Below are 17,557 nucleotides of genomic sequence, written 5' to 3'. Positions count from 1 at the left end.
AAAAACGATGACACAAGCGCGGTTTCGTCCCACCAATGCCATGATTCTTGCCGCCGGTCTCGGCAAGCGCATGCGGCCGTTGACGGCGACGACGCCCAAACCGTTGATTGAGGTGAATGGTCAGGCGCTGATTGATCACGGCATGGACCGGCTATCCGCTGCGGGCGTGAAGAACTGCGTTGTCAATGTGCATTATCTGGCCGATCTCGTTGAGGTGCATGTGCGCCGGCGGCAGGACATGGACATCACGATCTCCGATGAGCGTGACCTGCTTCTGGAAACTGGCGGCGGCATCAAAAACGCACTGCCGCTTCTTGGCCCGGATCCGTTCTTTCAGCTGAACTCCGACACCTGTTACTGGGTGGAGGGGGTCAAGCCGAACCTGGAGCATATGGTCGAAGCCTGGGACGACGACCGCATGGATGCACTGCTTCTGGTTGCTGAAACAGTTAAGGCGGTCGCCTACAATGGCCGTGGTGACTTTGACATGGCGCGCGATGGTGCGTTGAGCCGCCGTCCGGAAAAAGGCGTGACACCTTTTGCCTATGCGGGGGCAGCAATCTTGCATCCGCGCCTTTTTGAAGGGGCACCGAACGGACCGTTTTCCATGAATGTTCTGTTCGACAAGGCGATTGAAGCCGGCCGCCTGTTCGGTGTTCAGATGGAAGGGGTCTGGCTGCATATCGGCACGCCGGAAGCAATCCGAGCGGCAGAATACGCGGTGCGCGAGAGTGCCGCCTAAAAATGCCGGATCAGCCCCGTCTTTTCACGATCCCGCCGTCCGTTTCCTTTCTTGAAACCTTTGTCGACAGTCTCGTTGAGGGACATCTGGTGCCTGGGTTCCGGCCACTGAACGACCCGCTGTTGTTGTCATCGGCAACGCTCTATCTGCCAACCCGCCGGGCGGCTCGTCTGTTGCCCGATCTGTTTCAGAAAAAGTTTGGCGGTAAACCGGTTCTTTTACCTGTTATCCGGCCGGTCGGCGACGCCGACGAAGACGCGCAATCTCTAAGCGCTGCCCCGGGCCTGGAACCCTTGCCCCAGGCCATGCCGTTGATCGATCGGCATCTGGCCATGACCCGGCTGGTGATGGCTTGGAAGGGCGCGCTGCGCCGCGAAGCATTAAGTCTGCGTTCAGATGAGCCGTTGGGTTTGCCAGCTTCGACAGCCGATGCCGCTTGGTTGGCGGGCGATCTGCTGACCTTGATGGACGAGGTGGAAACGGAAGAGGCCGATTGGAGTGAATTGGCGGGTCTCGTACCCGACGACCATGCCCGCTATTGGCAAATCACGCTGGACTTCCTGAAAATTGTCCAAGAAGCTTGGCCAGCGTATTTGGCGGAACTTGGCAAAATGGACCCAAAAGCCCGCCGATCGGCCCTGATCCGCCGGGAAGCACAGCGCCTTGCCGCCAATCCTCCGAAAGGCCCGGTGATTGTCGCCGGTGTCACCGGTTCGGTGCCGGCAACTGCAGAGCTCTTGAAGGCCGTTGCCGGACTGGACCAGGGCATGATTGTTTTGCCCGGTTTGGATCTTGATCTGGACGACTTGTCCTGGCAGGCACTTGGCCAGCGGCCGCTACCCGGCCGCGTGTCCCTTGCAGCCGGCAAAAATTATCCGCCACTGTCCGCGCATCCGCAATACTCTTTGAAGCAGCTTCTGGAGCGGCTTGGTGTCACAAGGGATGCTGTTAATCCGCTCGGTCAATCAGATCCAACCCTGGCGCATCGGCAAAAGCTGGTGTCCGAGGCGCTGCGCCCGGCGGATACGTCAGACGGCTGGACATCTTACCTTGAAGAGACAGCGGTCGAGACCAGGGAAACGGCGCTTGCGAAGGTCGCGCTGATGACGGCCCGCAATGAAGCAGACGAAGCCTTGAGTCTTGCCATTGCTTTGCGCGAAGCCATTGAGCTTGGAGAAACGGCAGCGCTGATCTCACCTGACAGGATGCTGACCCGCCGCGTTGCAGCCGAACTTGCACGCTGGAATATCGTGGCCGACGACAGTGCCGGCCGGCCGCTTGATCAGACAGCCCCGGCGATCTTGGCCATTTTGGCTGCCAAACTGGCGCTCAACGGCTGTGAGCCGATTGATCTTTTGGCCCTTCTGAAACATCCACTGGCGCGGCTTGGTCTACCGGTGAAGGACATCCGCTCGGCTGCCCGTGCACTAGAACGTGGTGTCATCCGTGGGGAGCGGCCAAGACCGGGCACGGATGGTTTGATTCATGCGGTTGAGGTTTGCCGTGCAGCTGCTGAAGATGCTCATACGCCGCGCTGGAAGAAAATTCACGAAGGCGATTGGGACGTCATTGCAGACCTGGTGGACCGGCTGAAGCAGGCACTTGCTCCGCTTGAGGATATGGCTGGCACAAAGGAACCGGTGCCCGTCGAGGTTCTTGTCCAGGCGCATGTCGATGTGATGCAGGCGGTTTCTGCCGATGAAACAGGGTCGGCAGATGAACTTTATGCCGCGGAAGCGGGAGAGGCGTTAGCCAGTTTTTGGGCGGGACTTTTGGAAGCCGAGGCCAGTGGTCTGGCTCTACCGCCGCATGAGTGGCCGGCTGTCCTGTCTGCGTTGATGTCCGGGGAAGCTGTCCGGCGCCGACTTCCGGGAGATCCGCGCGTGCAGATCCTCGGGCCGATGGAAGCGCGACTGCAGTCTTTTGACTTTGTCATTCTCGGTAGCCTCAACGAGGGCACTTGGCCACAGCGCACCCGCAACGATCCCTGGCTGAACCGGCCGATGAAGCGCGATATGGGGCTGGAACCGCCTGAACGCCGGCTTGGATCTGCCGCGCACGACTTTGCCCAAGGGATGGGCGCCAAGCGTGTTCTGTTATCGCGGGCGGCACGGGCCGATGGGGCGCCAACGGTTGCCTCTCGCTGGTTGCAACGGCTGACGACACTGGCAGGCCCGGAAACAACATCTGACATGGAAGGGCGGGGCAACCGGTACACAAAACTTGCGGCCCTTTTGGACCGGCAAGCAGGGGAGGTCCGCCCGGCAGTACGGCCTTCTCCCAAACCACCGTTAGCAGCGCGGCCAAAGTCGCTTTCTATTACGGAAATCGAACGCCTTGTGCGCGATCCCTACGCCATTTTTGCCCGCCATTCGCTTGAACTTCAGCCAGTCGACCCGGTTGGAGGTGAGCCGGGCGCGGCCGATAAGGGCAATCTCATTCATGATGCGCTGGCCGAGTTCTTGTCCACTTGGACAGGGCCGTTTGACGATACGGCGGTGCAGGCTCTGTTGGAAATTGGCGAGGAACTGTTTAAGCCGCTGGACGCTTTTCCTGCGATTAGGGCTCTTTGGTGGCCGCGTTTCCAGCGGATTGCAGCTGGGTTTGTCGCCTATGAGGCAAACAGGGCGCCACAGATCGACAAGCGCTTTCTGGAAATCGGCGGAGGGGTCGAATTGAAGCTTCCGGGGCTTGATTTCCGTCTGCGCGGGCGGGCTGACCGGATCGATCTGATGACCTCCGGGTCTTTGGCCGTGATTGACTACAAGACCGGGCAGGTGCCGTCGCAGAAGCAAGTGGATGCTCTGCTATCGCCCCAGCTGCCGCTGGAAGCTGCCATGATCCAGCGCGGAGGTTTCAAGGATGTTCCTGCTGGAGAGCCAATAGGCGATCTTCTCTATCTGCAGCTCAAAGGTGGAACGGAGCCGCTTCTGGAAGTCGGCCGGAACCCGAAGGATACCTCCCTCGAAGATCTCATAGAGGATGCCTGGCAGCGTCTGGAGCAGCTCATCGCCCATTATGCCAAGGAAGAAACTGGGTATCTCTCCCGCGCCCGGGTGATGCAGGGCCGGCAAATGGACGGGCCCTATGATCACTTAGCACGTGCCCAGGAATGGGCGCTTGGCGGGGAGGATCCGGCATGAGCGGATTTCAGATCCCGGATTTGACGCGCCAGCGGCAAGACCTCGCCTCCCGCCCGCGCGCCTCGGCCTGGGTGAGCGCAAATGCGGGTTCCGGCAAAACCTTCGTTCTGTCGCGCCGGGTAGTGCGATTGTTGCTGGATGGCACAGATCCCTCGCGCATTCTGGCCCTGACCTTCACCAAGGCGGCGGCCGCTGAAATGGCGACCCGTGTCTTCAAGATCCTCGGTACCTGGGTGACCATGGACGACGTGGATCTTGCCAAGGAGCTTTTCGAGATCGAAGGCCGGCAACCGGACACCGCCCGGATCGCAATGACCCGGCGCCTGTTTGCCCGGGCGCTCGAAACACCTGGCGGCCTTAAAATCCAGACCATCCACGGTTTTTGTGAAGCGCTGCTGCATCAGTTTCCGCTGGAGGCTAATGTCGCCGGCCACTTCAATGTGCTCGATGACCGCATTGCTGCCGAGCTAATGGCCGAAGCGCGCGCCAGCGTCTTGCATAAGGCCGAAATGGAGCCGGATAGCCTCTTCGGCGCGGCGCTTGCTGCTGTCATTGATCTGATGAGTGATGGCGGGGCGCAGAAGGCTCTTGATGAACTCATTCAAAACCGGGATGCGTTCCGCCGCTGGACGGTGGATGCCGGAGGTTTGGAGCCAGCCCTTGCCGAGCTCGCGGAGGATCTCAACGTTGATCCCAAACTGCAGCTCTCTGATTTTGATCACCGGTTCCGGGCCGAATGCCCGTTCGATCTGAACATCTGCCTGAGTTACGCCGAAGCGTTGAACACCGGCACCAAGACCGATCAGGGCAGAGCGGATGCGTTGGTGGCCGCAAACCGGCAAACTGATCCAGATGTTTTCCGGGAGGCCTGGCTACCGGTGTTCCTGACCGGAAAATTGGAGCCGCGCAAATCGCTGGCGACCAAGAAAGTGGCTGAAGCCTTCCCTGAGATGGTGGAGGCGTTGATTGCCGAACAGGGCCGTCTGCTCGATCTTCTGGACGGCCGCCGCAAGGTGCTGACTTATGAAGGAACGGCTTCGCTACTAAGGCTCGCCGACGCCGTCATCACCGATTACGAGCGAGCAAAGACAGCCAAGGGTTATCTTGATTTTGAAGACTTGGTGGTCAAGACGGCAACACTGCTGGCCAAGTCCGATGCCGCGCAATGGGTGCAGTACAAGCTTGATCAGGGGCTTGATCATATTCTTGTTGATGAGGCGCAGGACACCAGCCCACGCCAATGGGAGGTGGTCAACGCGCTGGCCTCCGAGTTCTTCGTCGGCGACAGCGGACGGGAGAAAGTGCGCACTCTCTTTGCCGTCGGCGACGAAAAACAGTCGATCTATTCATTCCAGGGCGCAGTTCCGGCCTATTTCGATGCCATGCGGCGGGCGTTTTCCGGGCAGGCAGAACGGGCGGAACAGGAATTCCATTCGGTCAACCTGCAGCTTTCTTTTCGCTCCACGCCGGATGTTCTTGGCGCGGTTGATGAGGTCTTCAAAGACGCGAACGCCTATCAAGGGCTGTCTCAGGAGGGCGTGGCGCCGGTGCACGAGGCTATCCGCCGGGATCCTGGCATTGTCGACATTTGGCCACTGGAAGCTGAAGCCGAGATAACCGAGCCGGACGATTGGCGGTTACCGGTGGATCATGTCGGCTCCGGCAGTCCGATGTTGAAGGTTGCCAAGCGGATCGCGTCAACCATCGCCGGATGGATGCGGGAGGGAACCGCAGATCCCGGCGATGTAATGATCCTGGTGCGCAAGCGGGGCCCTTTTGTCGAAGCGCTGAACCGGGAGCTGAAAAACCTCAACATTCCGGCGGCAGGCTCTGACCGTCTCATCTTGACCGATCACATCGCAGTTCAGGATCTTGCCGCACTCGGCCGGTTTTTATTGCTGCCGGAGGACGATCTGTCCCTTGCTGCGGTTCTGAAAAGCCCTCTGTTTGACCTCAACGATACCGATCTTCTGGAAGTTGCCCGCGAGACAGACGAGAAAATCCGGCTGGGCACGCTGTGGCAGATGCTGGTCAAACGGTCCGAGACGTCACTGAAGTGGCAAACCGTGCGCGGTCAGTTGGAAGACTGGCGCGCCCGGGCCGACTTTGTGCCGCCTTATGAGTTTTATGCCCGGCTACTGGGCGCAGATGATGGACGCCAGGCGTTTCGGCGCAGACTTGGCGTCGAAGTCGACGACGTGCTGGATGAATTTCTTGCGCTGACCATTGCCTACGAACAAGCCGGGACACCAGGACTGGAAGGGTTCCTAGCCTGGATGGCGGCAGCGCCAACGGAGATCAAGCGCGAGCTGACCAACACCAAGGGCATGGTCCGGATCATGACCGTGCATGGGTCAAAAGGCCTGGAGGCGCGGATTGTTATATTGGTGGACCCTGGGGCAGCGCCAGTCAGTGCAATCCACGATCCAGCGTTTTTACCGCGAGCGCGTCTTCAAAATGATCTGCTGCCGCCAGCGCTTGTCTGGCTGCCGCCAAAAACCGGGCGGATCGCCTGGCACGATGAAGCGGTCGATACGCTCCGGCAAGGGCAGGAAGAAGAATACCGGCGCCTCCTTTATGTCGCCCTGACTCGGGCTGAGGACCGGCTGGTCGTCTGCGGCTGGGAACCGAAACGCGGGGCCCATGACGACTGCTGGTATTCTCTTGTTTCCAGTGCTTTGAAACCGCAGGCCCGTGAATTGACGAATGCAGCAGGCGAAGTCACCGGATGGCGCTGGCAAAAGGATCCTGACAGCGCCGGTGCACCCCAAGGGCGCGGAGCACACGGCACTGAAAATAATGACGGTTCAGACGAGGATCTGAACTTGCCGGATTGGGCGCATCAACCGGTCAAACCTGTGCCAAAGAAGACCCGTCTCCAGCCGTCCCGCGCCTTTGAGACGATGGAAGACAAAGAAGGTGTTGAACCTGTATCTGCACTTGCTCGGCTTTCCGCAGGCCGTCAGCCAGACTCCTGGCCGCTGGAGCGTGGCCGTTTGGTGCACCGTCTCTTGGAGCTGTTGCCAAATCTGCCGGATGGTGAGCGCATGACAGCCGCCAGACAGTTCCTCGATCAGTCCCTCAAACCAGAATTTATCTCCTTCAAGGAGCCGTTGCTGACGGAGCTGAAGGAGGTTCTGGAAAATCCGTCCTTCGTGTCTGTGTTTTCACAAAACGCGCGCGCCGAAGTGTCATTGACGGGAACGATTCGCGCGCATGACGGCACAGAAGTCGAAGTTTCTGGACAAATCGACCGGCTGATTGTGGATGAAAACGAAGTTGTGATTGTGGATTACAAGACCAACCTCCGTCCGCCGGAGACTGCAGCTGAAATCCCTTTGGAGTACCGGGCGCAGCTCTGTGTTTACAGGCAGTTGCTGAAACAGATTTATCCTGAAAAGCGCATCAGCGCGTATCTGCTTTGGACCTCAGCTCCGAGCTTGATGGAGATTCCGGAAAATTTGCTTGAGGAAACATTCGCAGGTTTGTCACCTGATGGCCGATCCGCTTGACGCAGGCGCTCCGGCTACCTACGTTCCTCCCAACTGGCATACCTTCATTGGGTATGTGTGAAGCAACCAACCACGAGATGTTGTAATGGCTACCACCCAAGTCACCGATGCTTCCTTCGAAGCTGATGTTCTGAACTCCGATGAGCCTGTTGTTGTCGACTTCTGGGCTGAGTGGTGCGGTCCATGTAAAATGATCGCCCCGGCTCTGGAAGAAATCTCCGAAGAGATGAACGGCCAGGTGAAAATCACCAAGTTGAACATTGATGAGAACCAGGACATGGCCATGAAATATGGCGTTCGGTCCATTCCGATGCTGATCCTCTTTAAAGGTGGCGAGCCGATGGCAACCCAGGTTGGTGCCGCGCCGAAAGGCAAGCTCTCTGATTGGATCAAAAGCGCCCTTTAAGGCCGAAGACGCGATTGCCGCTGAGCGCAGTAGGTGAAGAAAATGCGGAACCGGCGGATTTGCGTGATGCGATCCGCCGGTTCCTCTTTGAATTCGCCGGGCGCGCACGTATAAGCATCCGCAAGAAGTGTCTCAGTCAGACGGAACACCTATGAGCGACGAAAACAAATCCCCGGAAGAACAGCCGGAAGCACAGACCGCGGAACCGGAAGGCGCCAATGACGCTGGCGCGGCTCCAGAAGAAAATGCGGCTGATCCGGTAGAGGCCCTGATGGCCGAAAACGCAGACTTGAAGGACCGGGCGCTGCGTACCATGGCGGAAATGGAAAACCTGCGCCGCCGGACAGAAAAAGAAGTCAAAGATGCACGCCAATATGCTGTCTCCAGCTTTGCGCGGGACATGCTGACCGTTTCCGACAATCTCCGCCGGGCTCTGGAAGCCCTTCCGGAAGACGATCGGAAGAACGCCGATGCGGGGATTGCCGCATTGATCGATGGCGTTGAGATGATCGAACGAGATCTCTTGAAACAGCTTGAGAAGAACGGCGTCAGCAAGCTGGACCCGGAAGGCAGCAAGTTCGACCCGAACTTCCACCAGGCCATGTTTGAAGTGCCGAACACTGAGGTTCCGAACAACACAGTCGTTCAGGTCGTACAAGCTGGCTACGTCATTGGCGAGCGGGTTTTGCGTCCGGCCATGGTCGGCGTCTCCAAGGGCGGGCCGAAGGAAGCTCCAAAACCCGATGCTCCGGCAGATGCGGGCCAGACGGTCGACAAGAGCGCTTAATAGCGTCTTGTACTAGATTGAATTGAGCCGCCCTTCCGGAAATGAGGGGCGGTTCTTTGTTTTGGAAAAGGCTCTATCCATGTTGCTGCAGCTGCTGGACTATCTCGGTGTTGCTGTTTTTGCGGTGACCGGCGGAATCATGGCATCCCGCAAGCAGCTGGATATTATTGCTTTTTTGTTTTTTGCAACGTTGACCGGGATTGGCGGGGGCACCCTTCGTGATTTGCTTCTGGGCGTGCCAGTTTTTTGGGTGGTCAACGAAACATACCTCGTTGTCTGTCTGATCGTCAGCGTGCTGGTCTGGTTCTTCGCCAACAAGATCGAAAAACTCAGCAAACCACTGCGCTGGGCAGATGCAGTCGGGATTTCAGCCTATTCTGTAATGGGGGCGGCCAAGGCGATCAGTGTGGGTGATGCGGTGCTGGTTGCGGTCTTAATGGGCGTGGCGACAGCCACATTTGGCGGCGTGTTGCGGGATACTATCGCCAGAGAGCCGTCTTCGATCGTCAAATCGGAGATTTATGTCAGCGCAGCGTTTGCTGGCGCCGGGAGTTATGTCCTTTTTACGCAGTTTGGAATTGCGCCCTGGGCGGCCGCAGTCCTCGCCGGAGGCATAGCATTTATCCTGAGAGGTGGTGCGATCCATTATGGCTGGACGTTGCCCGGTTATGGGCAGGGCAAAGCTTAGTAACTGCGTGTGCTGCACATGTAAACACACTCAAAAGATGCTAAGGTTGTGGTGTTTAAAGCATAAGCGTTTGTGGAAGGGAATGTTATGTGGAAACATGGGTATTTTTGGTGGAATGAATTGATGACCCGGGACGTCGAAAAGGCCAAGGAATTTTATGGCAAGTCGCTCGGTTGGACTTTTGCCGAAATGCCGATGGACAGCGGCGGGACATATTTTATCGCCAAACCAGGTGAAAAACCGGCGTGTGGATTTTTGAGATGAATGGGCCGGATTACGAAGGTCTTCCCGACCATTGGTTTTCTTATATTGCCGTCGACAACATTGACGGCCGTCTTGCTCTGGCAAAGGAAAATGGCGCCGAAATTGTCCGTCCGCCGTTTGATGTCCCAGGTATTGGCCGGATCGCCTTGTTAAAGGATTCCAGCGGCGCTGCACAGGGCTGGATGACACCAGCTTAAGAAATTGGTTCTGGGTAACGAAAAAGCCGGTTCCTTAAGAACCGGCTTTTGAAACACTTAAAAAACAAGCCCGTATGTCAAAGACACGAAAACAATCAAGCTGATTGCGATCGCTGGAAGGCTTGCTGAATAGGCAAGTGTCGTCAGCATGTCCTGCTCCTTTGCGAAACGACAATTTGCTGCAGCATCAGCCCAAATGCGCATGTGTAAGCACCTGGGCGGCGGTTTTATTAAAACGCTCCCGGGTACGACTTTAGGTGGGTAATCGGCTCTTCGAAGTCCAGATGTCAGCTTTTCAAGAAAACGTGTGCAGCAAGCGCGAAGTCGGCGAGTCCGGTCTCATTGCCTGGAACATAGAGCGTTCTTTGACCGTAATAACGGCGTCCCGCCCGCTCCCCCATTGCAAGCTCGGTTAACCCTGCCGTCCATTCGCAGTCTTCACGGGGAACACTCCCCAGGTTGGTCGTAAACAGCCGTGCATCCTGCCAAATCATCTCGGGCAGCGGAGGGTCAGCGAAAAGGGTGTCGATATGACAGCCCGCTGGTGGATCAAATCTCGAAAGGTCCGCCCATTCGTTCGTACCTGCATTTTTTCCCGCAAGGCAAACGATGTCCGCTCCTTCAAGAGCACTGTCAACATCGTCTGTTGTGCGGGCCGTGATCTGCGCAAGGTCCGGCATGCCAGCAATCCGCCGGCGAATTTCTTTGTCTGTCCCGGCAAACAGGACCGACGTGATATTGCGGACGGCAGAGTAGGCGGCCAGAAGCCGGGGGAGGCGGGGATCGCTGCCAACAATCAAAAGGCGCTGCGCATCCTCCCGCGACAGATAGGCAGCCGCAAGCGCATGAAGGCCGGCATCGCGCCAAGCGGCGAGCCGGACGCCGTCCAGCAGCGCAATCGGCTGTCCGCCCTTGCCGGAAAACAGAACATAGAGATTTGACGAGCCGCCTTCTTGTTCGGGAAGGGCAAGCGACAGGGAACAACCGATATACCCGCGGTCGGTGTGTCCTTGACCGGCAAAATCGGACCAAGCCGGCTGCACGAGAAACCGGCCCGCTAGGTTCTGCGGCCGGGGAATGTTTAAGTTTATGGGGTCTGGAGCCTTCACCGGTGACCGATAGGCCTGCCGCAGGATTTCGACCGCGTCCCGGTCGGTCAGGCTGGTATCTATGTCACCGCTGGAAATTATCCGCATAAAGCCGTGACCTTAGATCACGCAGCGTTGCGGTTGCTCGGTCCAGGTAATCCCTTGGCGGTCGAGGCGGATTGTCCAGCTGTATTCATTTCCCGAAGCTGGTCTGCTTCCTTGTGCCATTTGTCGGCTTCCCGGCGTTTGGACCGGGCTTCCTTGCGCCAGCGCCCCTGTTTGGCCCAGGCGCCGATGCCACCGACAATAATACCGCAGCCGAGGCTGGCGAAAATGATCCAGAAAAGCGGAATATCGGGGACTGTCAGGCGTGGATCCTGCGGGTCGAACGGATTGAGCGACAACGACACCGTATGCCGGTTCGCGACCGACAATGGTACGAGGACAACCGCGATGGCAAGCAAGATCAAGTTCTTGATAAAGCGGGTCACGGCAGTCTCCCAGGAGTTATCTGCAAAAATGCAAAGTCAGTTGATCGGACAGACCTTATGGGAATCAATCATCCCCGTGGTCAACACCATCGTTCAACCGTATACGCATTTCCTTACCCGTTTTAAAGAACGGGACATGTTTTTCGTCCACTTCCACTTTTTGTCCAGTGCGTGGATTGCGGCCGATCCGGGCTGGGCGGTTCTTAACCGAAAAGGCTCCAAAGCCTCGGAGTTCGACCCGGTCGCCGCGCATGAGCGCTTCAGTGATCTCATCAAGAATTGCATTGACGATATTTTCGACATCCCGCTGATAGAGATGTGGATTTTGTTCGGCAATATGCTGAACAAGCTCTGATTTGATCATGAAGAGCCCCCTCGACTTACGGTTTGTTATCTGCCGCCACAGGAGCCTGCCAAACCGACACGAGCCCGTCAAGCATAAGACCTCGAGAAATCAGCCCTTTAGCGTCATTTAGTGGTTCTACTATAGCTGTACCGAGCCCTTTTCCGACTTCTCGGGAGACACGGGCAGCGAATGGCAGTTCCTCAATGCTCTCTTTTGAGGTCCACGTCACAACGGGAAGATCCTTGGCAACGCCTTTTTCGGTTTCCAGCCATTCCACGGCTTTTTCTTCACCGCCGATCGCGTCCACCAGTTTCTCCTGAAGCGCCCGATTTCCCAAAAGTACCCGCCCATCTGCGAGCTCGCGGGCCTTGTTTGGCGCCAGATTCCGGCGGTCTGCAAGGATTTCGACGAACCAGTCATAAGAGTCCGTCACCATCGCCTGCAGCATGGCCCGGGCTTCTGGCGTGGTCGGTGAATAAAAATCGGGCTCAGCCTTTAGCGGAGCACTTTTGACGGCCTCCATAGAGACACCAACAGTGTCGAGCAGCCTTTCGATGTTGCCGAATTGGAAGAGTACCCCAATCGAACCGGTGATCGTATTGTAGCGTGCGACAATATGATCCGCTGACATGGCGATCAGATAACCGGCGGATGTGCCGATTGTCCGCATCTCGGTGACCAAAGGTTTCTTTTCGGAAAGTTTGCGCAGGGCGCCGTAGATGGCTTCTCCGCCGGTTGTGCTGCCGCCAGGGGAGTTGATTGATACGATCACACCCTTAACGGCATCGGATTTGCCAATCTTTTCGAGCATTTCCAGAGTTTTGCGATTCTCAAGGATCATGCCCTCAATAGGGATCCTTGCAATATGGGCCTTACGTTTTGATAGGTTGGACGCTCCGGCGAAATAAGCGATCCCGCCAATGAGCGCCGCCGCGATCACGATAAACGTTGCAACCCGCCAAAAGGTGAGTTTCCGCCGCAACCGCCGGCGGTCAATCATTGCGTCAACATCCATCGCCATCGCGTATGAAACTCCAAGTTTGCCATCTGCCATTGATTAGGCTTGGCAATTGAAAATTGCAAATCCTGGTTTGGAATCTACAGATGGAATAGGGCGGTTTTAAAACCAAGCCCCTTTGCCAAAGAGATCAGTTGATGCCGGTGATTTGAATCTCGAAGGTGAGGTCTTTTCCGGCAAGCGGATGATTTGCGTCCAGAACAACGTCTTCGTCGCTGAAAGACACCACAACCACACTCATCACCTGACCGTCGGCGGTCTGGCCCTGCAACTGCATGCCAACTTCCAGCGGAACACTGTCAGGGATTTGAGTTCGCGGAACAGTCTGCTGCGCATCCGGATCATGCGGTCCGTAGGCGTCCTCGGCAGCAATTTTAACGGTTTTCTCGTCTCCGACCTTCATGCCCGGAATGGCGCGATCGAGGCCGACGATGATCTGACCCGAGCCAACGGTAAATTCCAGAGGGTCCCGGCCTTCGGAACTGTCAAAGACAGACCCGTCATCCAGCGTACCTTTGTAATGGAGGCGTACCGTGTCACCCTGCTTGGCTTCGGTCATAATGGTTGTCGCAATTCTGTCTGGAGGAGCGGTGCGCGGCTGCAGAAATCTGCAGGCATTCAAATGTGTTAGAAGCTTATAGGACGGTGCCGGAAAGCGAAACCCGGCATCTCTACCTATGTCGAAGACCAGAGAGATCTCCTGAAACGCGTTGTTTATCAGGCTATTCATTTTGCTGTCACCCGTCCGTGAAAGACGACATCCGTTCTTTTCCTGTCAGTCGGCCGAGCGCCAAGGAGGTTATGATGTCGAACCCAGCTAATACTGGGCTTTCGCGCCGTTCGTTTTTGAAAACAGGTGCACTCGTTGCTGGAGCCACAATTGTACCATCAATTATTTCTTTCCGAGCCCACGCAACAGCTGGCCTTGGCGAGCTGGCAATGGTTCCGGCGCAGCCGAATGCAAATGGTGTCTTTGGACGGCTTTTCCTACTAAAGGGTGATCCGCTCTCCGGTCCGATCCAGACGATCGTAACCGAAGAAGGCAACCCTGTTCCGATGCCAACGCTTGACGATGGTGAGCGTCGCGTGCTTCGGGTTCTGCATTTCAATGACATGCACAACCACTTGACAGAAATGCATGGCAAACGGGGCGACACGCACCGGTTCTCACAAATCGTGAAAATGGTCAAAGACATCCGCGGTGCTGCAAAGGACGACGAGATCGTTCTTTTCGTATCTGCCGGCGACGATCACACCGGTTCCATCTTTGATGAATTGATGGGCTGGGCGCCGGAAGAGTTTGTGGCTGACGCAGGCTACCGGGCGAACTCCGCAGCTGGTGTTGACATTGCCGTTCTTGGCAACCACGAATTTGATCGGGGCGCGGAACTCCTGAAAATGGGCATCGACAGGGACGCTGACTTCCCAGTCCTGTCCGCCAACGTTCATGGGTCAAAACACCTGGCGCGCAATGAAGACTATGTCGCAGCGGCTATTGCCGAAGTGAAGGGTCTCCGGATCGGTTTCATTGGTCTGACGACCGCTGTTGATACCCGCGTTGGTCAGTCGGACGATCCGTCTCTTGCTGTTGCCAGCCCTGTTGAAGCCGCCCGCAACCTGACCCCGGCACTGTCCGAAGTCTGTGATGTCATTGTTGTCCTGTCACACTGTGGTTATGGCGGCGACCAGCACAAGAGTGGCAAGGCGGCAACGTCCCGCACCATCGGCGAAGGTGACTTTGCAATCGCGGATGCCGTTGGCCCGTTGACCGACAAACCGGTGGTTCTGATCGGCGGCCATTCCCACACGACGCTGAACGAAAACGGCATCAACATGGACAACGTTGTCAGCGGTGTGCTGATCACTCAGGCGAATGCCCACGGCAAGTTCCTGGGTGATGTTGCCATGTCGATTGCCGCCGACAAGGGCCGCAAAGGCTGGTTCACGTCCGTTGGTCTGCATGCCACCAAAAAACGCGACAAACGCGTAGCCTCCGACGATCCAAAGTTCGCCTCTCTCGAACAGCCGGAAGACTACGATCAAGCTTTCGAGGAAGCGCATATCGCGCCGATGATCAAGGCGCTCGATACCAAGCTCGCAGAAGTGATAGGGCAGGTTTCCGGCGATAAGGGGCTAACCTCGGAAGAGACCTTTGCCGATCGCTATGTCGGTGAAGTCGCGCTTGCAAACTACATGAATGATGCGCTGGTTGAGGCGTCTAAGGCCTTCCCCGGTGGTCCGGTGGATCTCGCGATCTTCAATGCGACCGGTTTGTCAGCCGGCATTGCGAAAGGTGATCTGACTTTCCGCGGCTGGTATGACGTCATGCCTTATGCCGATGCGGTTCATGTTGCGACCATGACCGGGGCTGAGCTGAAGGAAATGCTCGACAACAACGCCAAGCGTCTTCTGCGCCCAGAAGAAGCGGAAAGCGTTGACATGAAAGGTTTTGTCTCACGCGGTTTCCTTCATTTTTCCAAGGAGCTGCGTTACAAAATCGCATTGGGTGCCGCAGCTTCGGACGCCAAAGCGATTGAAATCATGCTCAAGGGAAAGCCGCTTGACGAGCAACTGGACAAAACCTTCCGCGTTGCCTTCAACACCTACATCGCGCTGGGAGCGTTCGGGGAAACCTGGAACGGCAAGCCGATCGGTGCGGACGTCCCAGGTAACATTGCCAGCTATGACGTGCGCCAGTTGCCGTTTGAGCACACCGGCCTCGTTTACCGCAACGAAGTGATTTCCCATATTCGTGCGACCGGAACCGTTGGTCCGGAAACAGGTGCCAAAAAAGATGGCCGTCTGACGATCGTTCAGTAGTCCGAGCTGGTCAGGTGTTAAAACGTCTGGCCACACGGCCTAAACAAAAAGCCCGGCATTGCTGCCGGGCTTTCGCGTCTCATAGCTTCGAATAAGAAGCTGAAACTTAGTCGTCGTTCTGCTGCTTCAGCGCAGCACCCAGGATGTCGCCGAGGGACGCGCCGGAGTCGGAAGAACCGTACTGTGCGACAGCTTCCTTCTCTTCTGCGATTTCCAGCGCCTTGATGGAGGCAGAAACGCGGCGGGTCTTCTTGTCGAACTGAGTGATGCGGGCATCGAACTTGTCGCCGACGGAGAACTTCTCCGGACGCTGCTCATCCCGGTCACGGGACAGGTCAGCGCGGCGGATGAAGGCAGTCAGATCGCTGTCTGCGATCTTGACGTCCAGACCACCGTCTTTGATTTCGATGACTTCACAGGTCACAACAGAGTTCTTGCGGATCTCGCCAGCAGCACCGGTTTCCATCGGATCGCCGGAGAGCTGCTTGATGCCGAGAGAGATGCGCTCTTTCTCAACGTCAACATCCAGGACGATGGCCTTGACCATGTTGCCCTTCTGATACTCTTCGATGACCTGCTCGCCCGGACGGTTCCAGTCGAGGTCAGACAGGTGAACCATGCCGTCAACGTCGCCGTCGAGGCCGATGAAGAGACCGAATTCGGTCTTGTTCTTCACTTCACCTTCAACTTCGGTGTTGATCGGGAACTGCTCAGCAAACGCATCCCACGGGTTCTGCAGGGTCTGCTTGAGGCCCAGAGAAATGCGGCGCTTGACCGGGTCGACTTCCAGGATCATCACTTCGACTTCCTGAGAAGTGGAAACGATCTTGCCCGGATGGACGTTCTTCTTGGTCCAGGACATTTCGGAAACGTGGATCAGGCCTTCGATGCCCGGCTCCAGTTCGACGAAAGCACCGTAGTCGGTGATGTTGGTCACGCGGCCGTTGAACTTGGCTTCGATCGGGTACTTGGCTTCGATGCCATCCCACGGATCAGCTTCAAGCTGCTTCATGCCAAGGCTGATGCGATGTGTGTCCTGGTTGACGCGGATGATCTGAACCTTGACGGTCTGACCGATCGTGAGAACTTCGGACGGATGGTTGATGCGGCGCCACGCGATGTCGGTGACGTGCAGCAGGCCATCGATGCCGCCGAGATCGACGAATGCACCGTAGTCGGTGATGTTCTTGACGACACCCTCGACAGTGTGACCCTCTTCCAGGCTCTGGACCAGTTCCGAACGCTGCTCGGCACGGGTTTCTTCCAGAACAACACGGCGGGACACAACGATGTTGCCGCGGCGCTTGTCCATTTTCAGGATCTGGAACGGCTGCGGTGTGTGCATCAGCGGAGTGACGTCGCGCACCGGACGGATGTCCACTTGAGAGCGCGGCAGGAAGGCAACAGCGCCATCCAGATCGACGGTGAAGCCGCCCTTGACCTGGTTGAAGATCTGGCCGTTGACTTTTTCGTTGGCTTCGAAAGCCACTTCCAGACGAACCCAGCTCTCTTCGCGGCGTGCTTTTTCGCGCGACAGAACGGCTTCGCCGAGGGCGTTTTCGACACGCTCCAGGTAAACTTCGACTTCGTCGCCGACACCCATTTCGCCGTCGCGGCCTTTTGCGCCGAATTCCTTCAGCGGCACGCGACCTTCAACTTTCAGACCAACGTCGATAACAGCCAGGTCTTTTTCGATGGCGACGACGGTGCCTTTGACAACAGCACCTTCGTAGAGGTCGTTTTGGACGAAGGACTCTTCAAGAAGAGCCGCAAAGTCTTCCATGGAGGGATTAAAATCAGTCATAGATACTCCTAGCGCCTTTTGGCGCGCCGCCGGCGGGTTGGTGTTGCACTCCGGATGTCCTACCTCCCGGAACCGACGTTTCGTCTGGTTCTGCCGCTTAAAAGCGGGCCGGCGGGGCGAGAAACAGAAAATCCGGTCTCGTCACAGGCCACAAAACGTGTCCTGCCGAAAAAATAATGTCCATTTCTGAACAAAAGGCCCTGAGGGCGGGTTCCCTGTCAGATGCACGAAAAGGGGCGCACTCTGGAGTG

General features: G+C 57.0%; 15 protein-coding genes. 9 read left to right on the top strand and 6 right to left on the bottom strand.

Annotated features, from left to right (window positions below; all coding sequences use genetic code 11):
• Positions 1-7: 7 nt before the first annotated feature.
• The 8 genes from ACOOFE_RS24345 (at position 8) to ACOOFE_RS24310 (ending at position 9,739) form a co-directional block, all read left to right on the top strand.
• On the top strand, positions 8-742 hold the full coding sequence (locus ACOOFE_RS24345; protein WP_420412429.1) for a nucleotidyltransferase family protein: 735 nt from the start codon (positions 8-10) through the stop codon (positions 740-742).
• A 2-nt stretch (positions 743-744) separates the two neighbouring features.
• Complete coding sequence (gene addB / locus ACOOFE_RS24340; protein WP_420412428.1) at positions 745-3,885, top strand: double-strand break repair protein AddB; 3,141 nt, start codon at positions 745-747, stop codon at positions 3,883-3,885.
• Positions 3,882-7,397: a double-strand break repair helicase AddA gene (gene addA, locus ACOOFE_RS24335; RefSeq protein ID WP_420412427.1), complete on the top strand. Its 3,516-nt coding sequence runs from the start codon at positions 3,882-3,884 to the stop codon at positions 7,395-7,397. The genes addB and addA overlap by 4 nt, the downstream gene beginning before the upstream one ends.
• An 85-nt stretch (positions 7,398-7,482) precedes the next feature.
• Positions 7,483-7,803, top strand: coding sequence for a thioredoxin (trxA, locus tag ACOOFE_RS24330; RefSeq protein WP_008194002.1), 321 nt, complete (start codon positions 7,483-7,485; stop codon positions 7,801-7,803).
• Positions 7,804-7,954: 151 nt separating this feature from the next.
• Positions 7,955-8,590 carry a nucleotide exchange factor GrpE gene (gene grpE / locus ACOOFE_RS24325; RefSeq protein ID WP_420412426.1) on the top strand — a complete coding sequence of 212 codons (636 nt, stop codon included), beginning with the start codon at positions 7,955-7,957 and terminating at the stop codon, positions 8,588-8,590.
• Between the two features lie 79 nt (positions 8,591-8,669).
• Positions 8,670-9,278, top strand: coding sequence for a trimeric intracellular cation channel family protein (locus ACOOFE_RS24320; protein ID WP_420412425.1), 609 nt, complete (start codon positions 8,670-8,672; stop codon positions 9,276-9,278).
• Positions 9,279-9,401: 123 nt separating this feature from the next.
• Positions 9,402-9,542, top strand: coding sequence for a hypothetical protein (locus ACOOFE_RS24315; RefSeq protein WP_420412424.1), 141 nt, complete (start codon positions 9,402-9,404; stop codon positions 9,540-9,542).
• Positions 9,539-9,739: a hypothetical protein gene (locus ACOOFE_RS24310; protein WP_420412423.1), complete on the top strand. Its 201-nt coding sequence runs from the start codon at positions 9,539-9,541 to the stop codon at positions 9,737-9,739. Before ACOOFE_RS24315 ends, ACOOFE_RS24310 begins: the two co-directional genes overlap by 4 nt.
• Positions 9,740-10,026: 287 nt before the next feature.
• On the opposite strand, the gene ACOOFE_RS24305 is transcribed toward ACOOFE_RS24310, so the two are convergent.
• The 5 genes from ACOOFE_RS24305 to ACOOFE_RS24285 all read right to left on the bottom strand — a co-directional run bounded on the left by ACOOFE_RS24305 (position 10,027) and on the right by ACOOFE_RS24285 (position 13,412).
• Positions 10,027-10,935 carry an ornithine cyclodeaminase gene (locus ACOOFE_RS24305; protein WP_420412422.1) on the bottom strand — a complete coding sequence of 303 codons (909 nt, stop codon included), beginning with the start codon at positions 10,933-10,935 and terminating at the stop codon, positions 10,027-10,029.
• Positions 10,936-10,952: 17 nt separating this feature from the next.
• Positions 10,953-11,318: a lipopolysaccharide assembly protein LapA domain-containing protein gene (locus tag ACOOFE_RS24300; protein ID WP_420412421.1), complete on the bottom strand. Its 366-nt coding sequence runs from the start codon at positions 11,316-11,318 to the stop codon at positions 10,953-10,955.
• A gap of 64 nt (positions 11,319-11,382) precedes the next feature.
• Positions 11,383-11,682: an integration host factor subunit beta gene (locus tag ACOOFE_RS24295; RefSeq protein WP_008191762.1), complete on the bottom strand. Its 300-nt coding sequence runs from the start codon at positions 11,680-11,682 to the stop codon at positions 11,383-11,385.
• A 16-nt stretch (positions 11,683-11,698) separates the two neighbouring features.
• Complete coding sequence (sppA, locus tag ACOOFE_RS24290) at positions 11,699-12,685, bottom strand: signal peptide peptidase SppA (RefSeq protein WP_420412420.1); 987 nt, start codon at positions 12,683-12,685, stop codon at positions 11,699-11,701.
• A gap of 127 nt (positions 12,686-12,812) precedes the next feature.
• Positions 12,813-13,412, bottom strand: a complete 600-nt coding sequence (locus ACOOFE_RS24285; RefSeq protein ID WP_420412419.1) for an FKBP-type peptidyl-prolyl cis-trans isomerase — start codon at positions 13,410-13,412, stop codon at positions 12,813-12,815.
• A 74-nt stretch (positions 13,413-13,486) separates the two neighbouring features.
• On the opposite strand from ACOOFE_RS24285, the gene ACOOFE_RS24280 reads away from it, so the two are divergent.
• Positions 13,487-15,502, top strand: coding sequence for a bifunctional metallophosphatase/5'-nucleotidase (locus ACOOFE_RS24280; protein ID WP_420412418.1), 2,016 nt, complete (start codon positions 13,487-13,489; stop codon positions 15,500-15,502).
• Between the two features lie 106 nt (positions 15,503-15,608).
• Here ACOOFE_RS24280 and rpsA read toward each other — a convergent pair whose 3' ends face one another.
• Positions 15,609-17,306, bottom strand: a complete 1,698-nt coding sequence (rpsA, locus tag ACOOFE_RS24275) for a 30S ribosomal protein S1 (RefSeq protein ID WP_141183784.1) — start codon at positions 17,304-17,306, stop codon at positions 15,609-15,611.
• Positions 17,307-17,557: the final 251 nt, after the last annotated feature.

This window comes from Roseibium sp. (assembly GCF_965216085.1).
GTDB lineage: Bacteria > Pseudomonadota > Alphaproteobacteria > Rhizobiales > Stappiaceae > Roseibium.
This window is presented reverse-complemented; position numbering and strand designations above follow the sequence as displayed.

What these genes read in the sequence shown, in the direction of transcription:
- ACOOFE_RS24345 (WP_420412429.1), top strand. Translation starts at nt 8, where the DNA reads ATGACACAAGCGCGGTTTCGTCCCACCAATGCCATGATTCTTGCCGCC.
- rpsA (WP_141183784.1), bottom strand. Translation starts at nt 17,306, where the DNA reads ATGACTGATTTTAATCCCTCCATGGAAGACTTTGCGGCTCTTCTTGAA.
- ACOOFE_RS24280 (WP_420412418.1), top strand. Translation starts at nt 13,487, where the DNA reads ATGTCGAACCCAGCTAATACTGGGCTTTCGCGCCGTTCGTTTTTGAAA.
- ACOOFE_RS24310 (WP_420412423.1), top strand. Translation starts at nt 9,539, where the DNA reads ATGAATGGGCCGGATTACGAAGGTCTTCCCGACCATTGGTTTTCTTAT.
- ACOOFE_RS24315 (WP_420412424.1), top strand. Translation starts at nt 9,402, where the DNA reads ATGACCCGGGACGTCGAAAAGGCCAAGGAATTTTATGGCAAGTCGCTC.
- ACOOFE_RS24305 (WP_420412422.1), bottom strand. Translation starts at nt 10,935, where the DNA reads ATGCGGATAATTTCCAGCGGTGACATAGATACCAGCCTGACCGACCGG.
- addA (WP_420412427.1), top strand. Translation starts at nt 3,882, where the DNA reads ATGAGCGGATTTCAGATCCCGGATTTGACGCGCCAGCGGCAAGACCTC.
- ACOOFE_RS24285 (WP_420412419.1), bottom strand. Translation starts at nt 13,412, where the DNA reads ATGAATAGCCTGATAAACAACGCGTTTCAGGAGATCTCTCTGGTCTTC.
- grpE (WP_420412426.1), top strand. Translation starts at nt 7,955, where the DNA reads ATGAGCGACGAAAACAAATCCCCGGAAGAACAGCCGGAAGCACAGACC.
- ACOOFE_RS24320 (WP_420412425.1), top strand. Translation starts at nt 8,670, where the DNA reads ATGTTGCTGCAGCTGCTGGACTATCTCGGTGTTGCTGTTTTTGCGGTG.
- sppA (WP_420412420.1), bottom strand. Translation starts at nt 12,685, where the DNA reads ATGGCGATGGATGTTGACGCAATGATTGACCGCCGGCGGTTGCGGCGG.
- ACOOFE_RS24295 (WP_008191762.1), bottom strand. Translation starts at nt 11,682, where the DNA reads ATGATCAAATCAGAGCTTGTTCAGCATATTGCCGAACAAAATCCACAT.
- addB (WP_420412428.1), top strand. Translation starts at nt 745, where the DNA reads ATGCCGGATCAGCCCCGTCTTTTCACGATCCCGCCGTCCGTTTCCTTT.
- trxA (WP_008194002.1), top strand. Translation starts at nt 7,483, where the DNA reads ATGGCTACCACCCAAGTCACCGATGCTTCCTTCGAAGCTGATGTTCTG.